The 18,762-nt window shown below is 73.2% G+C and carries 20 protein-coding genes; 18 read left to right on the plus strand and 2 right to left on the minus strand.

Annotated elements, in window-relative coordinates:
- Positions 1–144: 144 nt before the first annotated feature.
- Positions 145–852 (plus strand): sensor histidine kinase, encoded by a 708-nt coding sequence (locus tag AW271_RS01110; RefSeq protein WP_218007909.1) that lies wholly within the window; start codon positions 145–147, stop codon positions 850–852.
- Complete coding sequence (locus AW271_RS01115) at positions 833–1,501, plus strand: response regulator (protein ID WP_062330432.1); 669 nt, start codon at positions 833–835, stop codon at positions 1,499–1,501. The genes AW271_RS01110 and AW271_RS01115 overlap by 20 nt, the downstream gene beginning before the upstream one ends.
- Here the strand turns inward: AW271_RS01115 and AW271_RS01120 are convergent.
- Positions 1,477–2,391, minus strand: coding sequence for an aldo/keto reductase (locus AW271_RS01120; RefSeq protein ID WP_062330435.1), 915 nt, complete (start codon positions 2,389–2,391; stop codon positions 1,477–1,479). The genes AW271_RS01115 and AW271_RS01120 overlap by 25 nt on opposite strands.
- A gap of 278 nt (positions 2,392–2,669) precedes the next feature.
- Between AW271_RS01120 and AW271_RS01125 the strand changes: the two genes are divergently transcribed.
- Positions 2,670–4,103, plus strand: a complete 1,434-nt coding sequence (locus tag AW271_RS01125) for an AfsR/SARP family transcriptional regulator (protein WP_062332914.1) — start codon at positions 2,670–2,672, stop codon at positions 4,101–4,103.
- On the opposite strand, the gene AW271_RS01130 is transcribed toward AW271_RS01125, so the two are convergent.
- Positions 4,084–5,634 carry an FAD-dependent monooxygenase gene (locus AW271_RS01130; protein ID WP_062330437.1) on the minus strand — a complete coding sequence of 517 codons (1,551 nt, stop codon included), beginning with the start codon at positions 5,632–5,634 and terminating at the stop codon, positions 4,084–4,086. The two genes, AW271_RS01125 and AW271_RS01130, sit on opposite strands and share 20 nt — an antisense overlap.
- A 147-nt stretch (positions 5,635–5,781) precedes the next feature.
- Between AW271_RS01130 and AW271_RS01135 the strand changes: the two genes are divergently transcribed.
- Genes AW271_RS01135 through AW271_RS01205 form a run of 15 tightly spaced genes read left to right on the plus strand, consistent with a single transcriptional unit; the run spans position 5,782 to position 18,762 of the window.
- Positions 5,782–6,531: a 3-oxoacyl-ACP reductase family protein gene (locus tag AW271_RS01135; protein ID WP_063817816.1), complete on the plus strand. Its 750-nt coding sequence runs from the start codon at positions 5,782–5,784 to the stop codon at positions 6,529–6,531.
- A 21-nt stretch (positions 6,532–6,552) separates the two neighbouring features.
- A complete protein-coding gene (locus AW271_RS01140; protein WP_062330439.1) occupies positions 6,553–6,843 on the plus strand; it encodes an acyl carrier protein in 291 nt (96 codons plus the stop codon).
- Entirely contained in the window at positions 6,840–7,313 is a 474-nt protein-coding gene (gene fabZ, locus AW271_RS01145) for a 3-hydroxyacyl-ACP dehydratase FabZ (protein ID WP_062330441.1), read from the plus strand. The genes AW271_RS01140 and fabZ overlap by 4 nt, the downstream gene beginning before the upstream one ends.
- 4 nt (positions 7,314–7,317) lie before the next feature.
- The gene (locus tag AW271_RS01150) at positions 7,318–8,370 is read left to right on the plus strand and encodes an aminomethyl transferase family protein (RefSeq protein ID WP_062330443.1); all 1,053 of its coding nucleotides are present in this window, start codon (positions 7,318–7,320) and stop codon (positions 8,368–8,370) included.
- Positions 8,371–8,398: 28 nt separating this feature from the next.
- Entirely contained in the window at positions 8,399–10,639 is a 2,241-nt protein-coding gene (locus AW271_RS01155; RefSeq protein WP_062330445.1) for a beta-ketoacyl-[acyl-carrier-protein] synthase family protein, read from the plus strand.
- Positions 10,636–11,358, plus strand: coding sequence for a nitroreductase family protein (locus AW271_RS01160; RefSeq protein ID WP_062330448.1), 723 nt, complete (start codon positions 10,636–10,638; stop codon positions 11,356–11,358). Before AW271_RS01155 ends, AW271_RS01160 begins: the two co-directional genes overlap by 4 nt.
- Entirely contained in the window at positions 11,355–12,584 is a 1,230-nt protein-coding gene (locus tag AW271_RS01165) for an FAD-dependent oxidoreductase (protein WP_062330450.1), read from the plus strand. Before AW271_RS01160 ends, AW271_RS01165 begins: the two co-directional genes overlap by 4 nt.
- Positions 12,581–13,450 carry an alpha/beta fold hydrolase gene (locus tag AW271_RS01170; RefSeq protein WP_062330452.1) on the plus strand — a complete coding sequence of 290 codons (870 nt, stop codon included), beginning with the start codon at positions 12,581–12,583 and terminating at the stop codon, positions 13,448–13,450. The genes AW271_RS01165 and AW271_RS01170 overlap by 4 nt, the downstream gene beginning before the upstream one ends.
- On the plus strand, positions 13,450–14,355 hold the full coding sequence (locus AW271_RS01175; RefSeq protein ID WP_062330454.1) for an ACP S-malonyltransferase: 906 nt from the start codon (positions 13,450–13,452) through the stop codon (positions 14,353–14,355). The genes AW271_RS01170 and AW271_RS01175 overlap by 1 nt, the downstream gene beginning before the upstream one ends.
- On the plus strand, positions 14,352–14,768 hold the full coding sequence (locus tag AW271_RS01180) for a holo-ACP synthase (RefSeq protein ID WP_062330456.1): 417 nt from the start codon (positions 14,352–14,354) through the stop codon (positions 14,766–14,768). Before AW271_RS01175 ends, AW271_RS01180 begins: the two co-directional genes overlap by 4 nt.
- Positions 14,768–15,607, plus strand: coding sequence for an ester cyclase (locus AW271_RS01185; protein WP_062330457.1), 840 nt, complete (start codon positions 14,768–14,770; stop codon positions 15,605–15,607). The genes AW271_RS01180 and AW271_RS01185 overlap by 1 nt, the downstream gene beginning before the upstream one ends.
- Positions 15,608–15,618: 11 nt before the next feature.
- Positions 15,619–16,404: an alpha/beta fold hydrolase gene (locus tag AW271_RS01190; protein ID WP_062330458.1), complete on the plus strand. Its 786-nt coding sequence runs from the start codon at positions 15,619–15,621 to the stop codon at positions 16,402–16,404.
- Positions 16,401–16,832: a holo-ACP synthase gene (locus AW271_RS01195; protein ID WP_062330459.1), complete on the plus strand. Its 432-nt coding sequence runs from the start codon at positions 16,401–16,403 to the stop codon at positions 16,830–16,832. The genes AW271_RS01190 and AW271_RS01195 overlap by 4 nt, the downstream gene beginning before the upstream one ends.
- Positions 16,829–17,827 (plus strand): right-handed parallel beta-helix repeat-containing protein, encoded by a 999-nt coding sequence (locus tag AW271_RS01200; protein ID WP_245652885.1) that lies wholly within the window; start codon positions 16,829–16,831, stop codon positions 17,825–17,827. Before AW271_RS01195 ends, AW271_RS01200 begins: the two co-directional genes overlap by 4 nt.
- Positions 17,824–18,762 carry an ABC transporter ATP-binding protein gene (locus AW271_RS01205; RefSeq protein WP_062332921.1) on the plus strand — a complete coding sequence of 313 codons (939 nt, stop codon included), beginning with the start codon at positions 17,824–17,826 and terminating at the stop codon, positions 18,760–18,762. Before AW271_RS01200 ends, AW271_RS01205 begins: the two co-directional genes overlap by 4 nt.

The following is an 18,762-nucleotide window of genomic DNA, read 5'->3' on the forward strand; positions in this document are numbered from 1 at the left end:
AGCAGAGCGGCTTCCGGAGTTCATCCGAAGGCCTCTCTTGAGGCGGGCTCACTTTTTTTCCGGTCCGCGCTCACCCATCTGTCGCGGGAAATTGCGGCCGGCTCCGACAACCCCACCGAGATCTTCGCGTTGGTCGCCACCGGCATGGAGGAGAGCCTCTCGCGCCGGGTCAGGGAGGCCTCCGAGAGTTACCACGGCTTCCTGCTGAACGAGGTCCAGCAGGCGCAGGAGGAGGAGCGCCGCCGGATCGCCCGCGATCTGCACGACCGGATCGGCCACGGCGTCAGCGTCGCGCACCAGCAGCTCGCGCTGTCGGAGCTGCACCGCGGCACCGACCCCGCCCGGGCGGCCATCAAGATCGGGGTCGCCCAGCAGGCGATCCAGGAGGCGATGGAGCACCTGCGCCAGATCACCTCGGAACTGCACCCGCAGACGCCGGTCAAGAGCATGGAGAAGGCGCTGCTCGGGTTCCTGGAGGCGATCGAGGACGACGGGGTCTCGGTCGGGCTGGAGGTGAACGGCGACGAGTCGTGGGCCGAGCCGCGCGTCCTCGACGAGTCCTTCCTGATCATCCGCGAGGCGACCAGGAACGCGCTGACCCACGGCGGGCCGACGGTGATCCTCATGCGGGTCGACGTCGCCCCCCACGAACTCCAGGCGTTCGTCCAGGACAACGGCCGCGGCTTCGAACCGTCGCGGGTCCGGGGCCGCGGCGTCGGGCTGGCCTCCATGCGGGAGCGGGCCGAGCTGCTCGGCGGCCGGCTGGTGATCACCAGTGAGCCGGGCAGCGGCTGCCGGGTCGACCTGTCCATCCCCCTCAAGAGGCAGACCCGTGAGCCCGGCGAGCTCTAGCGGGGAGATCTCGGTCGCGCTGGTCGACGACCACGCCCTGTTCCGCGAGGGCCTGCGCGAGATCCTCGAATCCACCACCGGCCTGGTCGTCGCCGGCGAGGCGGGCAACTCCTCCGACGCCGTGCGGCTCGTGCGGGACACCCGCCCCGACGTGGTGCTGCTCGACGTGGAGATCCCCGGCGACGACGTGCTGGAGACTGTCACCCGGATGCGGGCCTGCTCGCCGTCCACCCGGATCGTCATCCTGAGCATGTACGACGGCCCGCACCTGCTCACCCGCCTGCTGGCGGCCGGCATCAGCGGCTACCTGCTCAAGAGCATCCACCGGCACGAACTGCTCGCGGCCGTCCGCGGCGTGCACGAGGACCCGGGCCGGGTCGTGCTGGCCGTCTCGCGCACCAGCCTGGCCCAGGTGGAGGGCCCGCAGCCGGGGGTGCTGACCGACAAGGAGAAGGAGATACTGCAACTGGCCGCGCAGGCGCTGAGCAACCTCCAGATCGCCCGCCGGCTCGGGCTGGCCGAGGCGACCGTCAAGCGGCACATGCGCAACATCTTCGTGAAGCTCAACGCGGTCTCCCGGATCGACGCGGTCAACAAGGCGACGGCCGCGTCGCTGATCCCGGCTCAGATCAGAAGAGAGTCCGACTGATCGGCCGCCGCGGGCGGGAAGATCCGGCTCAGCTCGTCGCGCACGCCCGGCGCGAGCCGCACCTCGGAGGCGGCGAGGTTCATCTCCAGGTGCACCTCGTCGCGGGTGCTCGGCACCGGGACGACGTGGTCGCCCTGCGCCAGCAGCCAGCTGAGCGCCAGCCGGCCCGCGCCGAGGTCCAGCCGGGCGGCGACGTCCTCGACCGCACGCAGCGGATCGAGGCCGCGGCGCAGGCCGGCGGGCTGGAAGCGGGGGTCGCTGCGCCGCCAGTCGCCGGGCGTCAGCTGGTCGGCCGACCGGATGCGGCCGGTGAGGAAACCCCGGCCGACCGGGCGGGCGGCCACCACGCTGACGCCCAGCCGCCGCGCCTCGGCCAGCAGGCCGGGCTGGGCGGGCAGCCCCCACAACGAGTACTCCACCGCGAGCGCGGTCACCGGGTGGACGGCGTTGGCCTCCCGGAGTTGCCGCAGCGTCCCGTCGGACAGGCCGACGTGGCGCACCTTCCCGGCTCTCACCAGGTCGGCCAGCCCGGACATGCTCTCCTCGACCGGGGCGTCGCGGTGGGGGGAGCGCAGGTAGTAGAGGTCGATGGCGTCGACGTCGAGACGCTTCAGCGACGCCTCGCACGCCCGCGCGGTGCCGCTCCCGCGCGTGCAGACCACGATCTCCGTGCGGCGGCTCGCGACGGCCCGGCCGATCAGGCGCTCGACCTGGCCGTCGTCGTAGAGGTCGGCGGTGTCGACGAGGCTGACGCCGGCGTCGAGCGCGCGGCCGATCAGGTGGAGCGCGTCGCCGGGGTCGACCGCCCCGTAGGCCCCGGACAGCGCGAGGGTGCCGAGCCCGATATTGGAGATGACCGGCCCGTCCCGCCCGAGTCTCGTGTAACGCAATTTCACCCCATTGACAGCACCGTGTCGGCCGAAGTTCCGTCAAAAGCGTACAGTGGCGTTTCGGCCCTCGCCGGTTCCCCGGAGAAACAGGGGAATCCCCGCCGGGCGGCGGGGTGGGGGGTAACAGGGGGGTGATAGGGGTGCCGCCGCGGCGGGGTCGCTCATTAGGTTCGGAGCCAGTGGGACGCCCTGCCGGTAATCTGCGCGGAAGAGATTCTCCAAATGGCTCGAATTCATCTCTTCGTCTTTTCTCCGTGTGACGGCGATATATGGGCCCGATGAAGGACGACGGATTCAGATTCCGGGTTCTGGGCCCCATGCAGGTCCTGCGCGACGGCGCGGAACTGCGCATCTGCGCCAGCCGCGAGCTGGCGATACTGGCCAGCCTGGTGCTCAACGCGGGCCGCGCGGTCAGCGTCGACCGCCTGATCGAGACGGTCTGGACCGAGTCCGCGCCCTCCAGCGCCCGCCGCCAGATCGCCATCTGCGTGTCCCGGCTCCGCCGGGTCCTGGGCGCCGGCGTCATCGAGACGTCCAGCCCCGGCTACCTGATCCGCCCGGCCCCCGACAGCATCGACTGGTTGCGGTTCCAGTCCCTGGTGGCCCGCTCCCGTGGGGAGGCCGCGGTCAAGAACCGGGAGCAGGCGGTCCGGCTGCTGCGGGAGGCGCTCGCGCTCTGGCGCGGCAACCCCTTCGAGGACATCCGGGGCCTGCGCTACGACGTGGCCCGGATGGAGGAGTCGCGGCTGGAGGCCGCCGAGGCGTGCCTGGAGCTGGAGATCGAGCTGGGCCGCCACCACGAGGTGATCCCCGAACTGCTGGCGCTGATCGCCGAGCACCCGTTCCGCGAGCGGATCCGGGCCCAGCTCATGCTGGCCCACTACCGGGCCGGCCGGCGTGCCGACGCGCTGCGCAGCTACCAGGAGACCCGCCGCCACCTGCGCGACCAGCTCGGCCTGGAGCCCGGCCCCGCGCTGCGCCACCTGCACGAACGCATCCTGCGCGACGAGTCGGGCCTGATGCGGCAGCCCGTCCACCAGCCCGGGATGGTGGTGCCGTCCCAGCTCCCGCCCCGGGTCCTGCCGTTCGTCGGGCGGGGCGAGGAACTGGCCGCGCTCGACGCGGTGCTGCGGCCCGACCCCGACGTGGCGTTGCCCGGCACGACCGTGCTGAGCGGCCCGGCCGGCATCGGCAAGACCGCGCTGGCGCTGCGGTGGGCGCACGACCGGGCCGACTGGTTCCCCGACGGCCACCTGTACGCCGACCTGGCGGACACCGAGCCCGCCGCCGTGCTGGGACGGTTCCTGCGCGCCCTCGGCGTGCCCCGCGCCGACATCCCCGCCGACCTCGACGAGAAGGTCGCGCTGTTCCGCAGCTGGACGGCCCGCCGCCGGATGGTCGTGGTGCTCGACCGGGCCGGGGACGCCGCCCAGGTGCTGCCGCTGCTGCCCGGCGGCGCGAACTGCCGCGTGCTCGTGACCAGCACCGACCCGCTCGACGAGCTGGTGGCCCGGCAGGGCGCGCACCGCGAGTTCGTCCGGCCGCTCGCCGCCGAGGCCGCCAGGGAACTGGCCGGTCTGCTGGCCGGACCGGCCGGGCCGCAGGCCGTGACCGACCTGCTGGCGCACTCCTGCGGCAACCCGCTGCGGCTGCGGATGGGGGCCGCCCGCATGGGCTCCCGAGGGGTGTCGGTCACGACCGGCTCAGGATGACGTCGAGCGCCTTCTCCAGGTCGGCGTGGTCGCCGCCCCGGGTACGCCAGCCGACGTGCCCGTCGGGGCGCACCAGGACCGCGCCCTCCGCGCCGACGCCGTACGCCTCGGCCCACTCCGCCGAGTCGATCTCCACGACCTTCACCCCCGGAGCGTTCGCCCACCCGCTGCCCGCCGCCGTGAGCAGCGTGAACTCCGGGCCGAGCAGGTCGAGCGCGGACACGCCGGGCGCCACCCAGACGTGCGGGGCGCGGTGGCCGGGGCGGGCGGTCGGCACGTACGTCCGGTAGGGATCGGCCGGGGCGGGCTCCGGCGTGCCGTCCGGGATGACGGCGGCCGAGTCGTAGTGGAAGCCCAGCACCAGTCCCTCCGACCCGCGCCGTCCCGCCTGCCGCTCGATGGCCTCGTGCATGGACAACCGCCCGGCCATCATCTCAACGGTGATCATGGCGTTGGCCAGGCTTTCCTTGACGGTGCGCTGCGCGATCGGGCGGCGTTCCTCCGCGTAGGTGTCCAGCAGGCGCGGGCCGGCCTCGCCGCGCAGCACGGCGGCCAGCTTCCAGGCCAGGTTGTGGGCGTCCTGGATGCCGCAGTTCATGCCGAACCCGCCCTGCGGGGTGGCCACGTGGGCGGCGTCGCCGGCCAGGTAGACGGGGTCGCGGGCGAACTCGGCGGCGACCACGGCCTGCTGGAGCCAGGGCATCACGCCCACGATCTCGACCGGGTGGCCGGGGATGCCGATCGCCGAGCGGACGGCGGCCAGGCAGTAGTCCTCGGTGAAGTCGGCGGCGCTGCCGCCTCGGGCGGGGTCGTACCCGGTCTGCATGATCCAGCGACGGCGGTTGTCGACCGCCTCGATCGCGCCGCCCGGGGTGCTGCGGACGAACGACAGGGCGGCGCGGCGGCCGGGGGGCAGGAAGCCGAAGTCGGCGTCGAACATGATGCTGACCATGTGCCCGAGCGGGGGCGGGCCCTCCACGGCGATGCCGAGCCGCTCGCGGATCGTGCTGCGGCCGCCGTCGGCGGCGATCAGGTAGCGGGCCCTGACCCGGGTGGCGACCCCGCCGGAGACCACCGTCGCCTCGACCCCGTCACGCTCGATCCGCAGGTCGGTCATGGTGGCGCCGAAGCGCACGTCGGCGGCCGATTCGGCGACCCTGCGCATGATCACTTCGAGGAGGTCCTGCGAGCACAGGTAGGTGTAGGTCGGGCTCTGCGCCGCGTCCGCCGCGATGGCCGCCGCCTTGCGCAGGTAGTCGCCGGCGCTCAGCGAGGTGCCGACGCCGACCGCCAGCACGTCCTCGCGCGGCATGCCGGCCCGCTCCACCTCGTCCTGGACGCCCCACGAGCGCAGGATCTCCATCGTCCGGGTGGAGATGAGCCGCGCCTTCGGGAAAAGCGATGTGTCCGGATGTTTTTCGACGAGTAACGACGATATTTCGTGCCGGGACAACTCGATGGAGGCGGCCAGTCCCACCGGGCCGCCGCCGACGATCAGAGTCTCGAAGTGCTCGACGCGTGGTTCGTCCACGGAGCAAGAATCATATGTCTCCTAATGGGCGTCAATCCTTGGATAACTCGGTGATACAGGCGTGATATCGGGCCTTAGTAGTTTGAATCGCGAAGTCGCAGACTATTTCCGAGTGTGATTTTCGAATCCACGAATCTGGAGGCGAGGATGCTGTTTGCCGAAGGCTCCGTGGCCCTGGTCACGGGCGGCTCCCGCGGAATCGGCCGGGCCGTCGCGCTCGACCTCGCCGCCGAGGGCGCGCACGTGATCGTCAACTACGCCGGCTCCGAGGCGGACGCCAAGGAGGTCGTCGCCCTCGTCGAGGAGCGCGGCGGCGCCGCGACGGCCGTCCGCGCGGACGTCACCGACGAGGACGCGGTGCGGGCGATGTTCCGCGAGGTCCGCGCCGGCCACGGCCGGCTCGACGTGCTGGTCACCAGCGCCGGCGTCACCCTGGACCGCTACCTCGTCGCGATGAACCTGGAGCAGTTCCGCACGCCGATGGACGTCAACATGACCGGCACGTTCCTGGTCTGCCGGGAGGCCCTGCGGCTGATGCAGCACCAGCGGCGCGGCGCGATCGTGACGTTGTCCTCCACCAGCGGCCTGGACGGCGGCTTCCCCGGCCAGACCAACTACGTGGCGTCCAAGGGCGCGATCATCGCGTTCACCCGGGCGCTGTCCAACGAGGCCGCCCCCCACGGGGTGCGCGCGAACGTCGTCGCGCCCGGATTCGTCGCCACCGACATGACCCGCAGGGTGCCCGCCGAGATCAGGAAGCAGTACGAGTCCCGCATCCGGCTGGGCCGGATGGGACGGCCCGAGGAGATCGCCTCGATCGTCAGCTTCCTCGCATCCGACAAGGCGTCCTACATCTCCGGCTCTGTCGTGGTCGCCCACGGCGGCGGCCTCGGCTGAAGAACCCAACCTGGAGGACAGATGACCGTCGACGAGCTCCGCGCCAAGGCCGCCGAGCGCCGGCAGACGTGCAGCCAGATCAAGAAGATGATCGTGTCCCGCCTCGACCTCGAGGTCGATCCCGACTGGATCACCGACGACCAGCCGCTCTTCGGCCGCGGCCTGGAACTCGACAGCCTGGACGTGCTGGAGCTGTACGTCGCGATCGAGGCCGAGTTCGGGGTGGCCCTGTACGACAGCGAGATGGCCGTCTTCGGCTCCATCTCGCGCCTCGCCGACGAGGTCGACCCGCACCTGCGGGCGGGCGCATGACGATCACGGCGGCGGCCCCCGTCACCGGGCTGACCAACGACCAGATCCGCGAGGTGCTGCCGCACCGCTGGCCGATGTTGCTGCTCGACCGGGTCGGCAAGGTCGAACCCGGCGTCAAGGGCACGGCGACCAAGAACGTCACCGGCACCGAGTTGTGGTTCCAGGGCCACTTCCCGACCGAGGCCGTGCTGCCCGGCGTGGTGATGATCGAGGCCATGGCGCAGCTCGCCGGGGTCGTCTTCGCCCTGGCCGGGGCCAGCCGGATCAGCTACCTGGCCGGAGTCAGGTCGATGCGGTTCCGCCGCCCCGTCGTCCCCGGCGACCGGCTCGCCCTGACCGCCGAGCGGACCGGGGGCGGCGCCGGCTTCGCCGAGTTCCGGGTCTCGGCCCGGGTCGACGGCCAGGTCGCGGCCGAAGGAATCCTCACCATCGTCGACCCGGCGGGCAACGCCGCCGCAGGAAAGGTGTGACCAGATGACGCTCACGCACCCCGAGGGCACCGTCTACGGCCAGATGGGCGACGCCACCGTCCCGCTCCGCTTCACCGACCTGTCGGCCGAGTACCAGGTGCTCAGGGACCGGGCGGTGGCGCTCGACCTGAGCGGGCACACGCTGATCGAGATCGGCGGCCCCGGCGCGGTGGACTTCGCGCAGCGGGTGCTGGCCCGCGACGTCGAGTACCTGACCTCCGAGCGCTGCATGATGAGCCTGGTCCTCGACGACGACGGACGGGTCGTCGACCAGGTCCTGGCGTTCGGCCGGGAGGACGGGCTGCTGCTGGAGAGCTCGGTCGGCGCGGGCGCCCGCCTGCTGGAGCACCTGCGGGCCGTCGCCGACGAGGACGTGGAGATCGTCGACCGGTCGGCCGACCTGACCGTGATCGGTCTGGAGGGCCCCTACGCCTGGGGCGTGGTCGGCCGCCTGATCGACGGAGAGCTGGCCTCGTTGCCCTTCGAGGCGGTGTCGGACACCGTGTGGAACGACGTCGAGATCGTCTTCGCCCGGACCGGGTTCACCGGCGAGTACGGCTACCAGATGATCGTGCCGATCGAGTCGGCCGCCGACCTGTGGAACGCCACCCTGGAGCACGTCACCCCCTCCGGGCAGGAGGCGCTGGAACTGGCCATGCTCGAGGTGCGCCAGCCCATTCCCCGCCTGGAGACCACCGGCGACGTCACCGTGATCGAGATCGGCGCCAACTGGCTCGTCGACGTCACCAAGGACGAGTTCGTCGGCAAGGAGGCCGTGCTCGCGGCGTTCGAGTCGCGGCAGGGCCGCCGGACCGTCGGCTTCTCCGGCGGCGACACCGTGCCCGAGCCGGGCGCGCGTGTGCTGGCCGGCGGCGAGGACGTCGGCGAGGTGGTGTTCGCGGTGCGCAGCGTCGGCCTCGGCACGACCCTCGGCCTGGCCAGGGTGGAGGCCGGGCTGGCCGCCGCCGGTCTGGAGCTCACCGTGGAAGGCGCCGACGTGACGACGCTGACCAGCCCTTACATCGTGCCCAAGAGCTGGAGCATTCCGATCATCTGATCGGTTCCGCCAGGTAAGGAGATCCAGAATGGCGCTGCGGCCCGTCGTCGTCACCGGCCTGGGAGTCATCTGTGCCATCGGCCGGAACCCAGAGGAGTTCTGGCACCGGCTCACCACGGGGCAGGGCGGCCTCACCCCCGTCCAGGACCCGGCCTTTGAGGTCTTCGAGGCCCGGTACGCCGGACAGGTCCCGGACGCGTGGGTCACCGGGCAGCTGCCCGAGGCCGACACCGCCCTCGACCGCACCGCCGCGCTCGCCCTGATCGCCGCCCGCCAGGCGATCGTCCAGGCGGGGCTGACCGGTGTCGACCCCGCCCGGTTCGGGATGATCCTCGGCAAGTGCCAGGCCACCCCGGACGCGGCCGGCCACTACCAGCCCATGCACCACACCCAGGACGTGATCGCCGACCGGCTGGGCATGCGCGGCCCCCGCATCCTGGTGTCCACCGCCTGCGCGGCCGGCGGCAACGCGGTCGGGCTGGCCAAGGACAAGATCCTCTCCGGGGAGGCCGACGCCGTCCTGGCCGGCGGCGTCGACCCGCTGCTGTTCGGCACCTACGCCGGCTTCGCCGGCCTCAAGGCCCTGAGCACCGGCCCGTGCCGGCCCTACAGCCACTCCGACGGACTGAACCTCGGCGAAGGAGCGGCGTTCCTGCTGCTGGAGCCGCTCGACCTGGCGCTGGCCCGGGGCGCGGTCCCGCTGGCCGAGGTCGCCGGGTACGGCCTGTCGGCCGACGCCTACCACGCCACCGCCCCCGACCCCACCGGCCGGGGCGGGGTGTCCGCGATGCGGCGGGCGCTCGCCGACGCCGGCCTGACCACCGACGACGTCGGCTACGTCAGCGGGCACGGCACCGGCACCCCGGCCAACGACGCGATGGAGGCCAAGGTCATGCGCACGGTCTTCGGGCCGCGCGCCGGGCAGGTGCCGACCAGCAGCATCAAGTCGTTCGTCGGCCACACCCTGGGCGCTGCCGGGGCGGTCGAGGCGGTCGCCGCCGTGCTCGCCCTGCGCGACGGCCTCGCGCCGCCCACGATCGGCTTCGCCCCCGATGCGGTGCCGGGCGACCTCGACTTCGTGCCGAACGTCGCCCGCGAGTTGTCGACCGACACGGTCGTCTCCAACAACTACGCGTTCGGCGGCAACAACGTCTCGCTGGTCCTCACCACGCCGGGGGCCGGCCGGGAGTACCCGGAGCCGGCCCCCCGAGAGGCCGTGATCACCGGGCTCGGGCCGGTCAGCGGGCTCGGGGCGGGCGTGGCCGAGATCACCGAGGCCATCCTGACCGGCCGCCGGGCGCCCGGCGAGCGGCCCTCCCTGGAGGGCCGGACGTTCGCGCCCCGCTCGCTCTGGCGGCACATGAACCACCTGTCCAGGATGGCCATCGCGGCCGCCCGGCTGAGCTGGGAGGACGCCGGGCTGAAGTTGCCCAGGAAGGAACTCGACGACGTCGGGCTGGTGTTCGCCACCGGCGCCGGGTCGGCCGAGAGCACCGGCGGCTTCGACGACAGCATCGCGGCCAACCCGAACAAGCCGGCCGTGCTCAGCTTCTCCAACGTGGTGCTGAACGCCACCGGCGGCGCGGTCTGCCAGACCCTCGGGCTGCGCGGGCCGACCACGACGATCTGCAACGGCGGGGCGTCGGCGTCGATCGCGCTCGACTGCGCGGTGGAGATGATCAAGGCGGGCAAGGCCGAGGTGGTCCTGGTGGTGGCCGCCGACGAGCACGTCGGCCTGACGCCGCGGGACACGCCGGTGTCGCCGTACGACCGGGACTCGGGACGGGTGCCCGGGTCGGCGGCGGTCGCGTTCGTGGTGGAGGCGGCCGGCCACTGCGCGGCGCGGGGCGGCACCCCGTACGCGCGGGTGCTGGGCACCAGCCACGTCAGCGGGCCCTTCGACGGGCTCACCGGCCTCGCCGGGCTCACCGAACCGTTCGACCTGGTGGTCGGCGCGGCCACCGGCGGCGGCGACGACGCCGAGGAGGCCGCCTCGGTGCTGGCCGCGCTGCCCGGCGTGCCGCTGACCGCCTCGGCCGGGCTCACCGGCGACTGCCAGGCCGCGACCGGCGCCCTGAACATCGTGCTGGCCGCCCTCGCGATCAGGGACGGGGTCGCGCCCGCCCTGGCCGGGATGACCACGCCGGCGGCGGGCACACGCGCCGACTACGTGACCGAACCGGAGTTGCCGGAGCCGGCCCGGCGGGCGCTGGTGCTCAGCTCCGCGCCCGGCTCGGTGCGCGGCGCCGTCGTGCTGGGGGCGGCATGACCCCCTTCGAGGTGAGCGAGACCGACCGGCTGCTGACCACGACCCGGTCCGTACGCCGCCGCCTGGACCTCGACCGGCCGGTGCCCCGGGAGATCGTCGAGGAGGCCCTGGAGATCGCCGTCCAGGCGCCCACCGCGAACAACCACCAGAACTGGCGCTGGCTGGTGATCAGCGATCCCGCCGTCAAGGAGAAGATCGCCGAGATGACGCGGGCGTCGTGGTTGTTCCACCGCAACGACGTGTGGACCAACGCGGGGCGGCGGCGGAACACCGCGCAGGCCCGCCGCAACAACGAGTCGGTGATCGCGCTGGACGAGACGATCGCGCGGGTGCCGATCCTGGTCATCCCGTGCGTGCTCGGCCGCCCTCCGGACATGGAGGCGATCGACGCCGCCTGGCGGGAGCGCATGTCGACCAAGCCGCCGGAGGACCCGGGCCACCACGTCCGGCTCGGCCCGATGCGGGCCAGCATCTTCTACGGCTCGATCTTCCCCGCCATCTGGTCCTTCCAGCTGGCGCTGCGCAGCCGCGGCCTCGGCAGCACGATCACCTGCATGCACGTCCCGCACGAGCGGCAGGTCGGTGAACTGCTGGGCATCCCGACCGGGGTGACGCAGGTCTGCATGATCCCGGTCGCCTACACGGTGGGCACCGACTTCCGCCCGGCGGACCGGGTCGGCGCGAAGGAACGCACGTACTGGGAGAGGTGGGAGGCATGACCGATGTCGTGATCGTCGGAGGCGGCATCGCGGGCGCGTCGGCGGCCTGCCGGTTGTCGGCCGGTGGGCTGGAGGTCGTGCTCCTGGAGAAGCAGCAGGCCTACCACGACCTGGTCCGCGGCGAGTGGCTGGCCCCCTGGGGCATCCGCGAGGCGCAACGGCTCGGCGTCTACGACTGCTTCGGCGCGGGCGGCGCCTGGGAGATCCGGGAGTGGATGACCTGGGACGAGGCGGTCGAGGACGACGAGGTGGAGGCCGTCGACATGACCGGGTTCATCCCCGGCGTCGGCGGCCCGATGTCGTTCCCGCACCACGCCGTGTGCGAGCTGATGGCCGCCCAGGCCGTGGGTTCGGGCGCCCGCCTGGTGATGGACGCCTCCCGCATCCAGGTCACCGCCGGACCGCAGCCCGTCGTCACCTACCGGACCCCCGAGGGGCGGCACGAGATCCGCCCGAGGATGGTGCTCGGCGCGACCGGCCGGGGCTGCACCGTCGGGCGGCAGATCGGCGTCACCATGCGCAACTCCATGCACCACTGGGGCGGCGGCATGATGGTCGAGGGCCTGGACGCCTGGCCGGCCGACGTGCAGGCCATGGGCACCGAGGGCGACGTGATGTTCATGGTCTTCCCGCAGGGGTACGGCCGCGCCCGCCTCTACCTGAACTTCCCCGCCGAGAACAAGCTGCGCTACCGCGGCGAGGGCGGCGTCGAACGGTTCCTGGCCGCCTTCGAGCTCGACTGCCTGCCCGACCGGGGCAAGGCCGTCACCGAGGCCGTCCCGGCCGGGCCGCTGTCGGTGTGGCCGTCGGTGTCGAGCGTGCCCGAGGGGCCGCCGCTGGCCGAGGGCGTGGTGCTCATCGGCGACGAGGCCGGCAACGCCGACACCGTGCTCGGCACCGGGCTCTCCTGCGCGATGCGCGACTCCCGGACCGTCTGCGACATCCTGCTCGGCTCCGCCGACTGGTCGCCGGCGGCGTTCGAGCCGTACGTGCGGGAGCGCGAGTTCCGGCTCGACCGGCTCGCGTTCGGCGCCGACATCGTCAGCCGGCTGCACGTGGAGTTCGGCGAGGAGGCGGTGGAACGCCGCCGGCGGGCCCGCCGGTTGATGGCCAAGAACTTCGCCGCCCAGGTCACCGGCCTGCTGAACATGGTGGCCCCCGAGGATGTGCCCGAATTCGGCTTCAGCGAGTTCTTCGCGGAACGGTTGTTCAGGGAGACGGCATGACTGAGAAGAAAGTGGTGCGCGTCAACGACGTCGACATCGCCTACGTGGACGAGGGCGAGGGCGACCCCGTCATCCTGCTGCACGGCTACCCCGACTCCTCCCACCTGTGGCGGCACCAGATCCCGGCGCTCGCCGAGGGCGGCTTCCGGGTGATCGCGCCCGACCTGCGCGGCTTCGGCGACTCCTCCAAGCCGCAGGAGGTCGAGGCGTACGGCATGCAGACGATCGTCAACGACGTCGTCGCGCTCACCACCAGGCTCGGCATCCGCCGCCCCCACGTGGTCGGCCACGACTGGGGCGCCGCCATCGCCTGGATGTACGCGTTCCTGATGCCCCGCAGGATCGACCACCTGGCCGTGCTGTCGGTCGGCCACCCGGGGGTGTTCGCGCGGCCGTCGATCGAGCAGCGCGCGGCCTCCTGGTACATGCTGCTCTACCAGTTCCCCGGGGTCAGCGAGGAACTGCTGCGCCGCAACGGCTGGCGGTTGTTCAAGGAGATCATGGGCCGGGACGGCGACCACGACCGCTACCTGCGCGACATGGCCAGGCCCGGCGCGCTGACCGCCGGCCTGAACTGGTACCGCGCGAACCGCTCGCCGGAGGCGGAGCTGCGGCCCGCCCGGCCGTTCCCGCCGGTCCTGGCCCCGACGCTGGGCGTCTGGGGCGCGGGCGACCAGGCGCTGCGCGAGGAGGGCATGCTCGGCTCGGCCAAGTTCGTGAAGGGCCCGTGGCGGTACGAGCGGGTCGAGGAGGCCGGCCACTGGATTCCGCTCGACGCCCCCGACGTGGTCAGCAAGCTGCTGCTCGGCTTCCTCGGCACGGAGGACTCGGCCCAGGCCGAACGACGCCCGCGCCGGCGGCTCTGATGCTCGGCTACCTGTTCCCCGGTCAGGGCACCGTCCGGGTCGGCATGGGCGGCTGGTTGCGCCGCCGCCCGGTCGCCCGCGCCGTGCTCAACGAGGTCGACGAGCTGCTGGAGCGGCCGATCTCGGCGCTCTGCGTGCGCGGCCCGCTCGACCGGCTGGTGGCCACCGAGCACGCCCAGATCGCGGTGACCGCGTGCAACCTGGCGGCGCTGGCCGTGCTGCGGGAAGAGGGCTACGAGCCGGGCGTGGTGGCCGGGCACAGCGTCGGCGAGCTGACCGCGCTGCACGCCGCCGGGGTGCTCGGGCTCGCCGGCACGGTCCGCCTGGTGGAGACCCGGTCGCGGCTGATGTCGGAGGTCGGCGTGACCGGCGGCATGCGCGCGGTGATGGGCCTGCCGGTCGAGCGGGTCGAGGAGCTGGCCGCGCTGGCCGGGACCCCGGACGAGCCGCTCGTGGTCGGGCTGGAGAACGCGCCGGGGCACGTGGTCGTCTCCGGTGCGACGGCGGCGCTCGACCGGCTGACCGGCCTGGCCGTCGACGCCGCCAAGATCGTGTCGCTGGCGGTGGGCAACGCGTTCCACTCGCCGCTGATGGCCGCCGCCGTGCCGGGGTGGGCCGAGGCCGTCCGGGCCGCGCCGATGGCGCCACCCAGGGTGCCGGTCGTGCCCAACGTCACCGGCCGGCCCACCGAGGACCTCGACGTCATCAGGGATTCGCTGATCGCCCAGCTCACCGGCCGGGTGCGCTGGACGGACACCGTCACGGTGGTGGACGCGCTCGGGCCCGCCGTCGAGGTGGGCGACAGCAAGGTGCTGGCCGGGTTGTCCCGCCGGGCCGGCGCGCGCTGCCTGAGCATGGCCGACCCCGGCACCCTGCGCCGGCTGGCCAGGGAGCTGGCGGCATGAGCCGGTGGGGCAGCGCCATGGTCGCCTTCGCCGGGCTCACCCGGCCGCAGGACCTGCTCGGCGGCATGCGGATCGAGGACGTCTACACCCCCGCCGAACGGCTGCGCTCCGGCGCGGGCCGGTCGCTCCAGCACTGGGCCGGCCGGCTGGCCGCCAAGCGCGCCGTCCTGCGCCTGCTCGACGTCCCGGCGACGGCCGAGCACCTGGCCCAGGTCGAGGTCCTGCCCCGGCCCACCGCGGCCTGCGCCCGCACCGCCGCCTGCAACGACGGCCATCCCCCTTCCGTCCGGCTCGGCCCCGACCTCGCCGCCCGGATCGACCAGCGCATCCGGCTCTCGCTCAGCCACACCTCCGGCCGGGCCCTGGCGATGGCCGTGGCGTCGGCCGGGCTCCCGGAAGACGAGGACACGTGATGGACGCCAGGAAGATCGCCGAAGCGCATCTGGAGGCGTGGCGGAACGCCGATCCCGCCGCCGTCGCCGCCACCGCCACGATGTTCCAGGACCCCGACACCGGCGGCTGGCTGAGCGGCGACGCGCTGGCCGCGCACGCGGCGTCCGTCCTGGAGCGGTTCAGGAATCCCCGCCTCCAGGTCGACCAGGTGACGGGGGACGCGGACGCGGTGACCGTCTGGTGGACCATCGAAGCCGACCACCGCACCTCATATCTGGGCATTCCCGGCGTCGGCGGCGTCGTCAGGTTCGCCGGGACCGACCTCGTCACCGCCGAGGGACGGGTCAGGCGCTGCTTCGACCGGCTGGCCGTCGCCGAGGCGCTCGGGTGCCGGGCCGCCTTCGTCCCGGCCGCCGACGAACTGCACGAGTTCGGCGTCAGCGCGCGGGTGGCGAGCACCCGCACCGACCGGCCCGGCGCGTTCACCCTCACGTGGCTGGAGGTCCGCGACCCGGCGGAGGCCGCCGAGGTCGACCTGCTCAGCGTGGAGATCGTCAAGGGGCTGCGCGCCTCCAAGGGGTTCCTCGGGGTCGCCACCTTCGACGTCGGCGACCGCAAGTACACCCTCGCCGCCTTCGACCGGCCCGAGTCGGTGCGCGCCGTGCACGCCCGCCCGCACCAGCGGGCGGTGCGCCGGTTCTTCAAGGCCGGGCTCTGCGCCCGCGCCCTCACCAGCGTCCTGATCCCCGAGGTCGTCCGCGAGTACGCCCGCTGCGCCGACTGCGGCGCGGTGGTCAGGCCCGGCGACGGCGCGGCCTGCGGCTGCGGGTGGACGCCCGGCGACGTCCCCCTACTGTGACGGGAGCAACGATGACCGACTTCACCTTCGAGCACGCGCCGGGGGACGGCGACCGGCCGGCCGTGGTGTTCATGTCCGCGCTGTTCGCCGGCGGCTGGATCTGGGAGCACCCCTACCGGCGGCTGGCGGCGGCGGGGACGCCGGTGCTGCGCACCCACGAGGCCATCTGCGCCCTCGACCGGCGGGTGGCCGGGTCGATCGAACGGCTCGGCGACGCGCTCCTCGCCGCCTGCGACGAGGCCGGCGAGCAGGACGTGATCGTGTGCGCCAACTCGCTCGGCGGGCTCGTCGCGATCGACCTCGCCGGGCGGCGCCCCGACCGGGTGCGCGGCATCGTGGTCAGCGGCGCCCCCGGCCTCACCCCCGACCCCGACGTCGGCCTCAGCTTCGACCGGCGGGCCAGCGTGCGGCCGGTCGGCGCGGAGTTCGGCGACCGGATGACGGCCGCGCTCTTCCACGGCGAGCAGCGGTTCTTCACCCAGGAGCAGATGGACGGCGTCGGCGCCATGCTGCTGCGGCCCGAGGCGATGGTCAGCATGGCCCGCAGCATCAAGGCCACCCGCCGCTACCAGGTCAGGCCCGCGCTGGACAAGGTGAGCTGCCCGGCCGCGTTCGTGTGGGGGCGGCACGACCGGATGACCCCCGTCGATCCCTGGCTGGAGCTGCTCGCCGGCTACCCCGGTGCCGAGGTCGTCGTGGTGGCCGACAGCGGACACATCCCGATGATCGAACGGGCCGAGGAGTACACCACGGTCCTGGAGTCGTTCCTGGACCGGCACGGCCGGGTGCCGGCATGACCGCGGTCCTCGTCGGGGTGGACATCGTGTCGGCCGACCGGCTGACCCGGGCCGTCGCGCGCGGCGGCGCGACCCTCGCCCGCCACGTCGGCCCGGGCATGGAGGCGTTCCCGGTCAAGGAGAGCTTCATCAAGGCCGTCGGGGCCCGCCCGCCCGGCTTCAGCTGGCACGACTTCGAGGCCGCGGCCGAGCCGCCGCCGCCCTGGGCCGGCGAGCTGCTCGACGAGGCGGCCGCCGAACTCACCGCCGCCACCGGCCTGATCCTGACCGGCGGCGCGGCGTACGTGCTGCGCGGGGCCTGCCAGGAGGCCGCCCGGCTCCGCCTGGCCGGTCCGGTGGCGGGCGCGGCCCGCTGGGGGAGCGGCGCGGGGCTGCTCGTCTCCCTCGCCGTCGTCTACGTCGACAGGAAGGACACCCGATGTCCATGACCACGACCGTCCGGCCCGGCGGCTCGATCCAGGCCGCCCTCGACGAGGCGGGCCCCGGCGCGACGATCCTGCTCGGCGCGGGGGAGTACCCGGGGAACGTCTGGATCAGGCACGACGGGGTGACCCTGCGCGGGAAGGGGGCCGTGCTGGTCCCCGGGCCGGGGCCCCGCTCCGGCGTCCCGAAGCTGCACGACGCGGGGGAGGACGTCGTCTCGGGCGTCGTCGCGCACGGCGTCCGCGACCTCACGGTCGAGGGGCTGACGGTGCGCGGCTTCTCCGGCGCCGGCGTCTACGCCCACTCCGTCACCGGCCTGGCCGTCCGCGACGTGACCGCCGTGGACAACGCCGTCTGGGGCGTCTACGTGCGGGAGTCGGCGGGCTGCGAAGTGTTGCGGTGCCGGGCCTCCGGCAGCCAGTACGGCGGCGTCGCGGTCAGCTTCTGCGGGAGCGGCGAGGCGCTCGTCGAGGGCAACGAGACCTTCGCCAACGCGTTCGGCGTGTTCGTCGACAACTCCAGCGGGGTGCGGGTGCTGCGCAACGTCAGCCACGGCAACGCGATCGGGCTGATGCTGCTCAACCAGACGTACGAGGGGGAGCCCGACGGCGGGGTGCGCGACTGCCTGGTCGCCGGCAACGTCGTCCACGGCAACGACCTGGCCTCCGGCGGCGACGACCCCGGCGCGCTGGGCGCGGCGGGCCCGCCGATCTCGGGGGTGGGCATCGCGCTGATCGGCACCGAGCGGGTGTGCGTGGTCGACAACGACGTCCACGACAACCACCCCAGCGGCGCGTCGGTGATGGGCGCCGCGTTCGTGATGGGCTCGTCGAAGGGCTGGGGCGGCGACGACGCGGTCGCCAACCACGTGCTCTGGAACAGGGTCACCGGCAACACGCCGCTGGACTACCAGCTGGGCGTCGACCTCGGGCTCCAGACCTTCGCCGGCAACGTGGCCGCCAAGGGAGAGCCCGCCGAAGCGTTGGGATGGCGGCCATGACCAGCACGCTGACCTGCGAGAACCTCAGCAAGAGCTACGGCGGTGTGGCCGCGGTGCGCGACGTCGGGTTCACCATCGCGCCGGGGGAGGCGTACGGGCTGCTCGGCCCGAACGGCGCCGGCAAGACCACCACGATCTCCATGCTGGTCGGCCTGCTCAAGCCCGACACGGGCACGGTCGTGGTCGGCGGCGCGGACCTGTCCGCCGACCCGATGGCCGCCAAGGCGAAGATCGGCTACGTCCCGCAGGAGATCGCCCTCTACCCCGACCTGACCGGCCGGGAGAACCTGCGCTTCTTCTGCCGCCTGTTCGGCCTCCCGCGCGGGGAGGTGCGCGGGCGGGTGGAGGAGGTGCTCGACCTGGTCGGCCTCGCCGACCGCGCCGACGCCAAACTCGACACCTACTCCGGCGGCATGAAGCGGCGCATCAACATCGGCGCCGCCCTGCTCCACCGTCCCGAACTGCTGATCCTGGACGAGCCCACGGTCGGCGTCGACCCGCAGAGCCGCAAGTCCATCCTCGACGGCCTCGAACGACTGGTGGCCGACGGCATGGCCCTGCTCTACACCTCCCACTACATGGAGGAGGTCGAGCGCGTCTGCAGCCGGGTCGCCATCATCGACCACGGCTCCATCGTCGCCGAGGGCACCCGCCACGAACTGGTCGAACTGGTCGGCGGGGCCGACCGGATCGAGCTCACTCTGGACGGCGACGTCGAGACCGCGATCGACAAGCTGCGCGGCCTGGGCGGCGTCACCGAGGCGGTCCGCACCGCGGCCGGGTCGGTCCGGCTGATCGCCGAGGGCGGGCGGTACCTGCTGCCCTCGGTCATCGCCACGGTCGACGGCATCGCCGCCGTCACCGCCGTCGAGGTCGTCGAACCCGACCTCGAGGCCACCTTCCTGCACCTCACCGGCAGCACGCTCAGGGACTGA

Origin of the sequence: Herbidospora sakaeratensis (assembly GCF_001570525.1) — a bacterium.
GTDB lineage: Bacteria > Actinomycetota > Actinomycetes > Streptosporangiales > Streptosporangiaceae > Herbidospora > Herbidospora sakaeratensis.

Excerpts from the sequence above, each read along its gene's own strand:
- AW271_RS01200 (WP_245652885.1), top strand. The coding sequence starts at position 16,829 with ATGACCACGACCGTCCGGCCCGGCGGCTCGATCCAGGCCGCCCTCGAC.
- AW271_RS01195 (WP_062330459.1), top strand. The coding sequence starts at position 16,401 with ATGACCGCGGTCCTCGTCGGGGTGGACATCGTGTCGGCCGACCGGCTG.
- AW271_RS01140 (WP_062330439.1), top strand. The coding sequence starts at position 6,553 with ATGACCGTCGACGAGCTCCGCGCCAAGGCCGCCGAGCGCCGGCAGACG.
- AW271_RS01175 (WP_062330454.1), top strand. The coding sequence starts at position 13,450 with ATGCTCGGCTACCTGTTCCCCGGTCAGGGCACCGTCCGGGTCGGCATG.
- AW271_RS01135 (WP_063817816.1), top strand. The coding sequence starts at position 5,782 with ATGCTGTTTGCCGAAGGCTCCGTGGCCCTGGTCACGGGCGGCTCCCGC.
- AW271_RS01160 (WP_062330448.1), top strand. The coding sequence starts at position 10,636 with ATGACCCCCTTCGAGGTGAGCGAGACCGACCGGCTGCTGACCACGACC.
- fabZ (WP_062330441.1), top strand. The coding sequence starts at position 6,840 with ATGACGATCACGGCGGCGGCCCCCGTCACCGGGCTGACCAACGACCAG.
- AW271_RS01205 (WP_062332921.1), top strand. The coding sequence starts at position 17,824 with ATGACCAGCACGCTGACCTGCGAGAACCTCAGCAAGAGCTACGGCGGT.
- AW271_RS01185 (WP_062330457.1), top strand. The coding sequence starts at position 14,768 with ATGGACGCCAGGAAGATCGCCGAAGCGCATCTGGAGGCGTGGCGGAAC.
- AW271_RS01180 (WP_062330456.1), top strand. The coding sequence starts at position 14,352 with ATGAGCCGGTGGGGCAGCGCCATGGTCGCCTTCGCCGGGCTCACCCGG.
- AW271_RS01150 (WP_062330443.1), top strand. The coding sequence starts at position 7,318 with ATGACGCTCACGCACCCCGAGGGCACCGTCTACGGCCAGATGGGCGAC.
- AW271_RS01165 (WP_062330450.1), top strand. The coding sequence starts at position 11,355 with ATGACCGATGTCGTGATCGTCGGAGGCGGCATCGCGGGCGCGTCGGCG.
- AW271_RS01155 (WP_062330445.1), top strand. The coding sequence starts at position 8,399 with ATGGCGCTGCGGCCCGTCGTCGTCACCGGCCTGGGAGTCATCTGTGCC.
- AW271_RS01190 (WP_062330458.1), top strand. The coding sequence starts at position 15,619 with ATGACCGACTTCACCTTCGAGCACGCGCCGGGGGACGGCGACCGGCCG.
- AW271_RS01125 (WP_062332914.1), top strand. The coding sequence starts at position 2,670 with ATGAAGGACGACGGATTCAGATTCCGGGTTCTGGGCCCCATGCAGGTC.
- AW271_RS01170 (WP_062330452.1), top strand. The coding sequence starts at position 12,581 with ATGACTGAGAAGAAAGTGGTGCGCGTCAACGACGTCGACATCGCCTAC.
- AW271_RS01110 (WP_218007909.1), top strand. The coding sequence starts at position 145 with ATGGAGGAGAGCCTCTCGCGCCGGGTCAGGGAGGCCTCCGAGAGTTAC.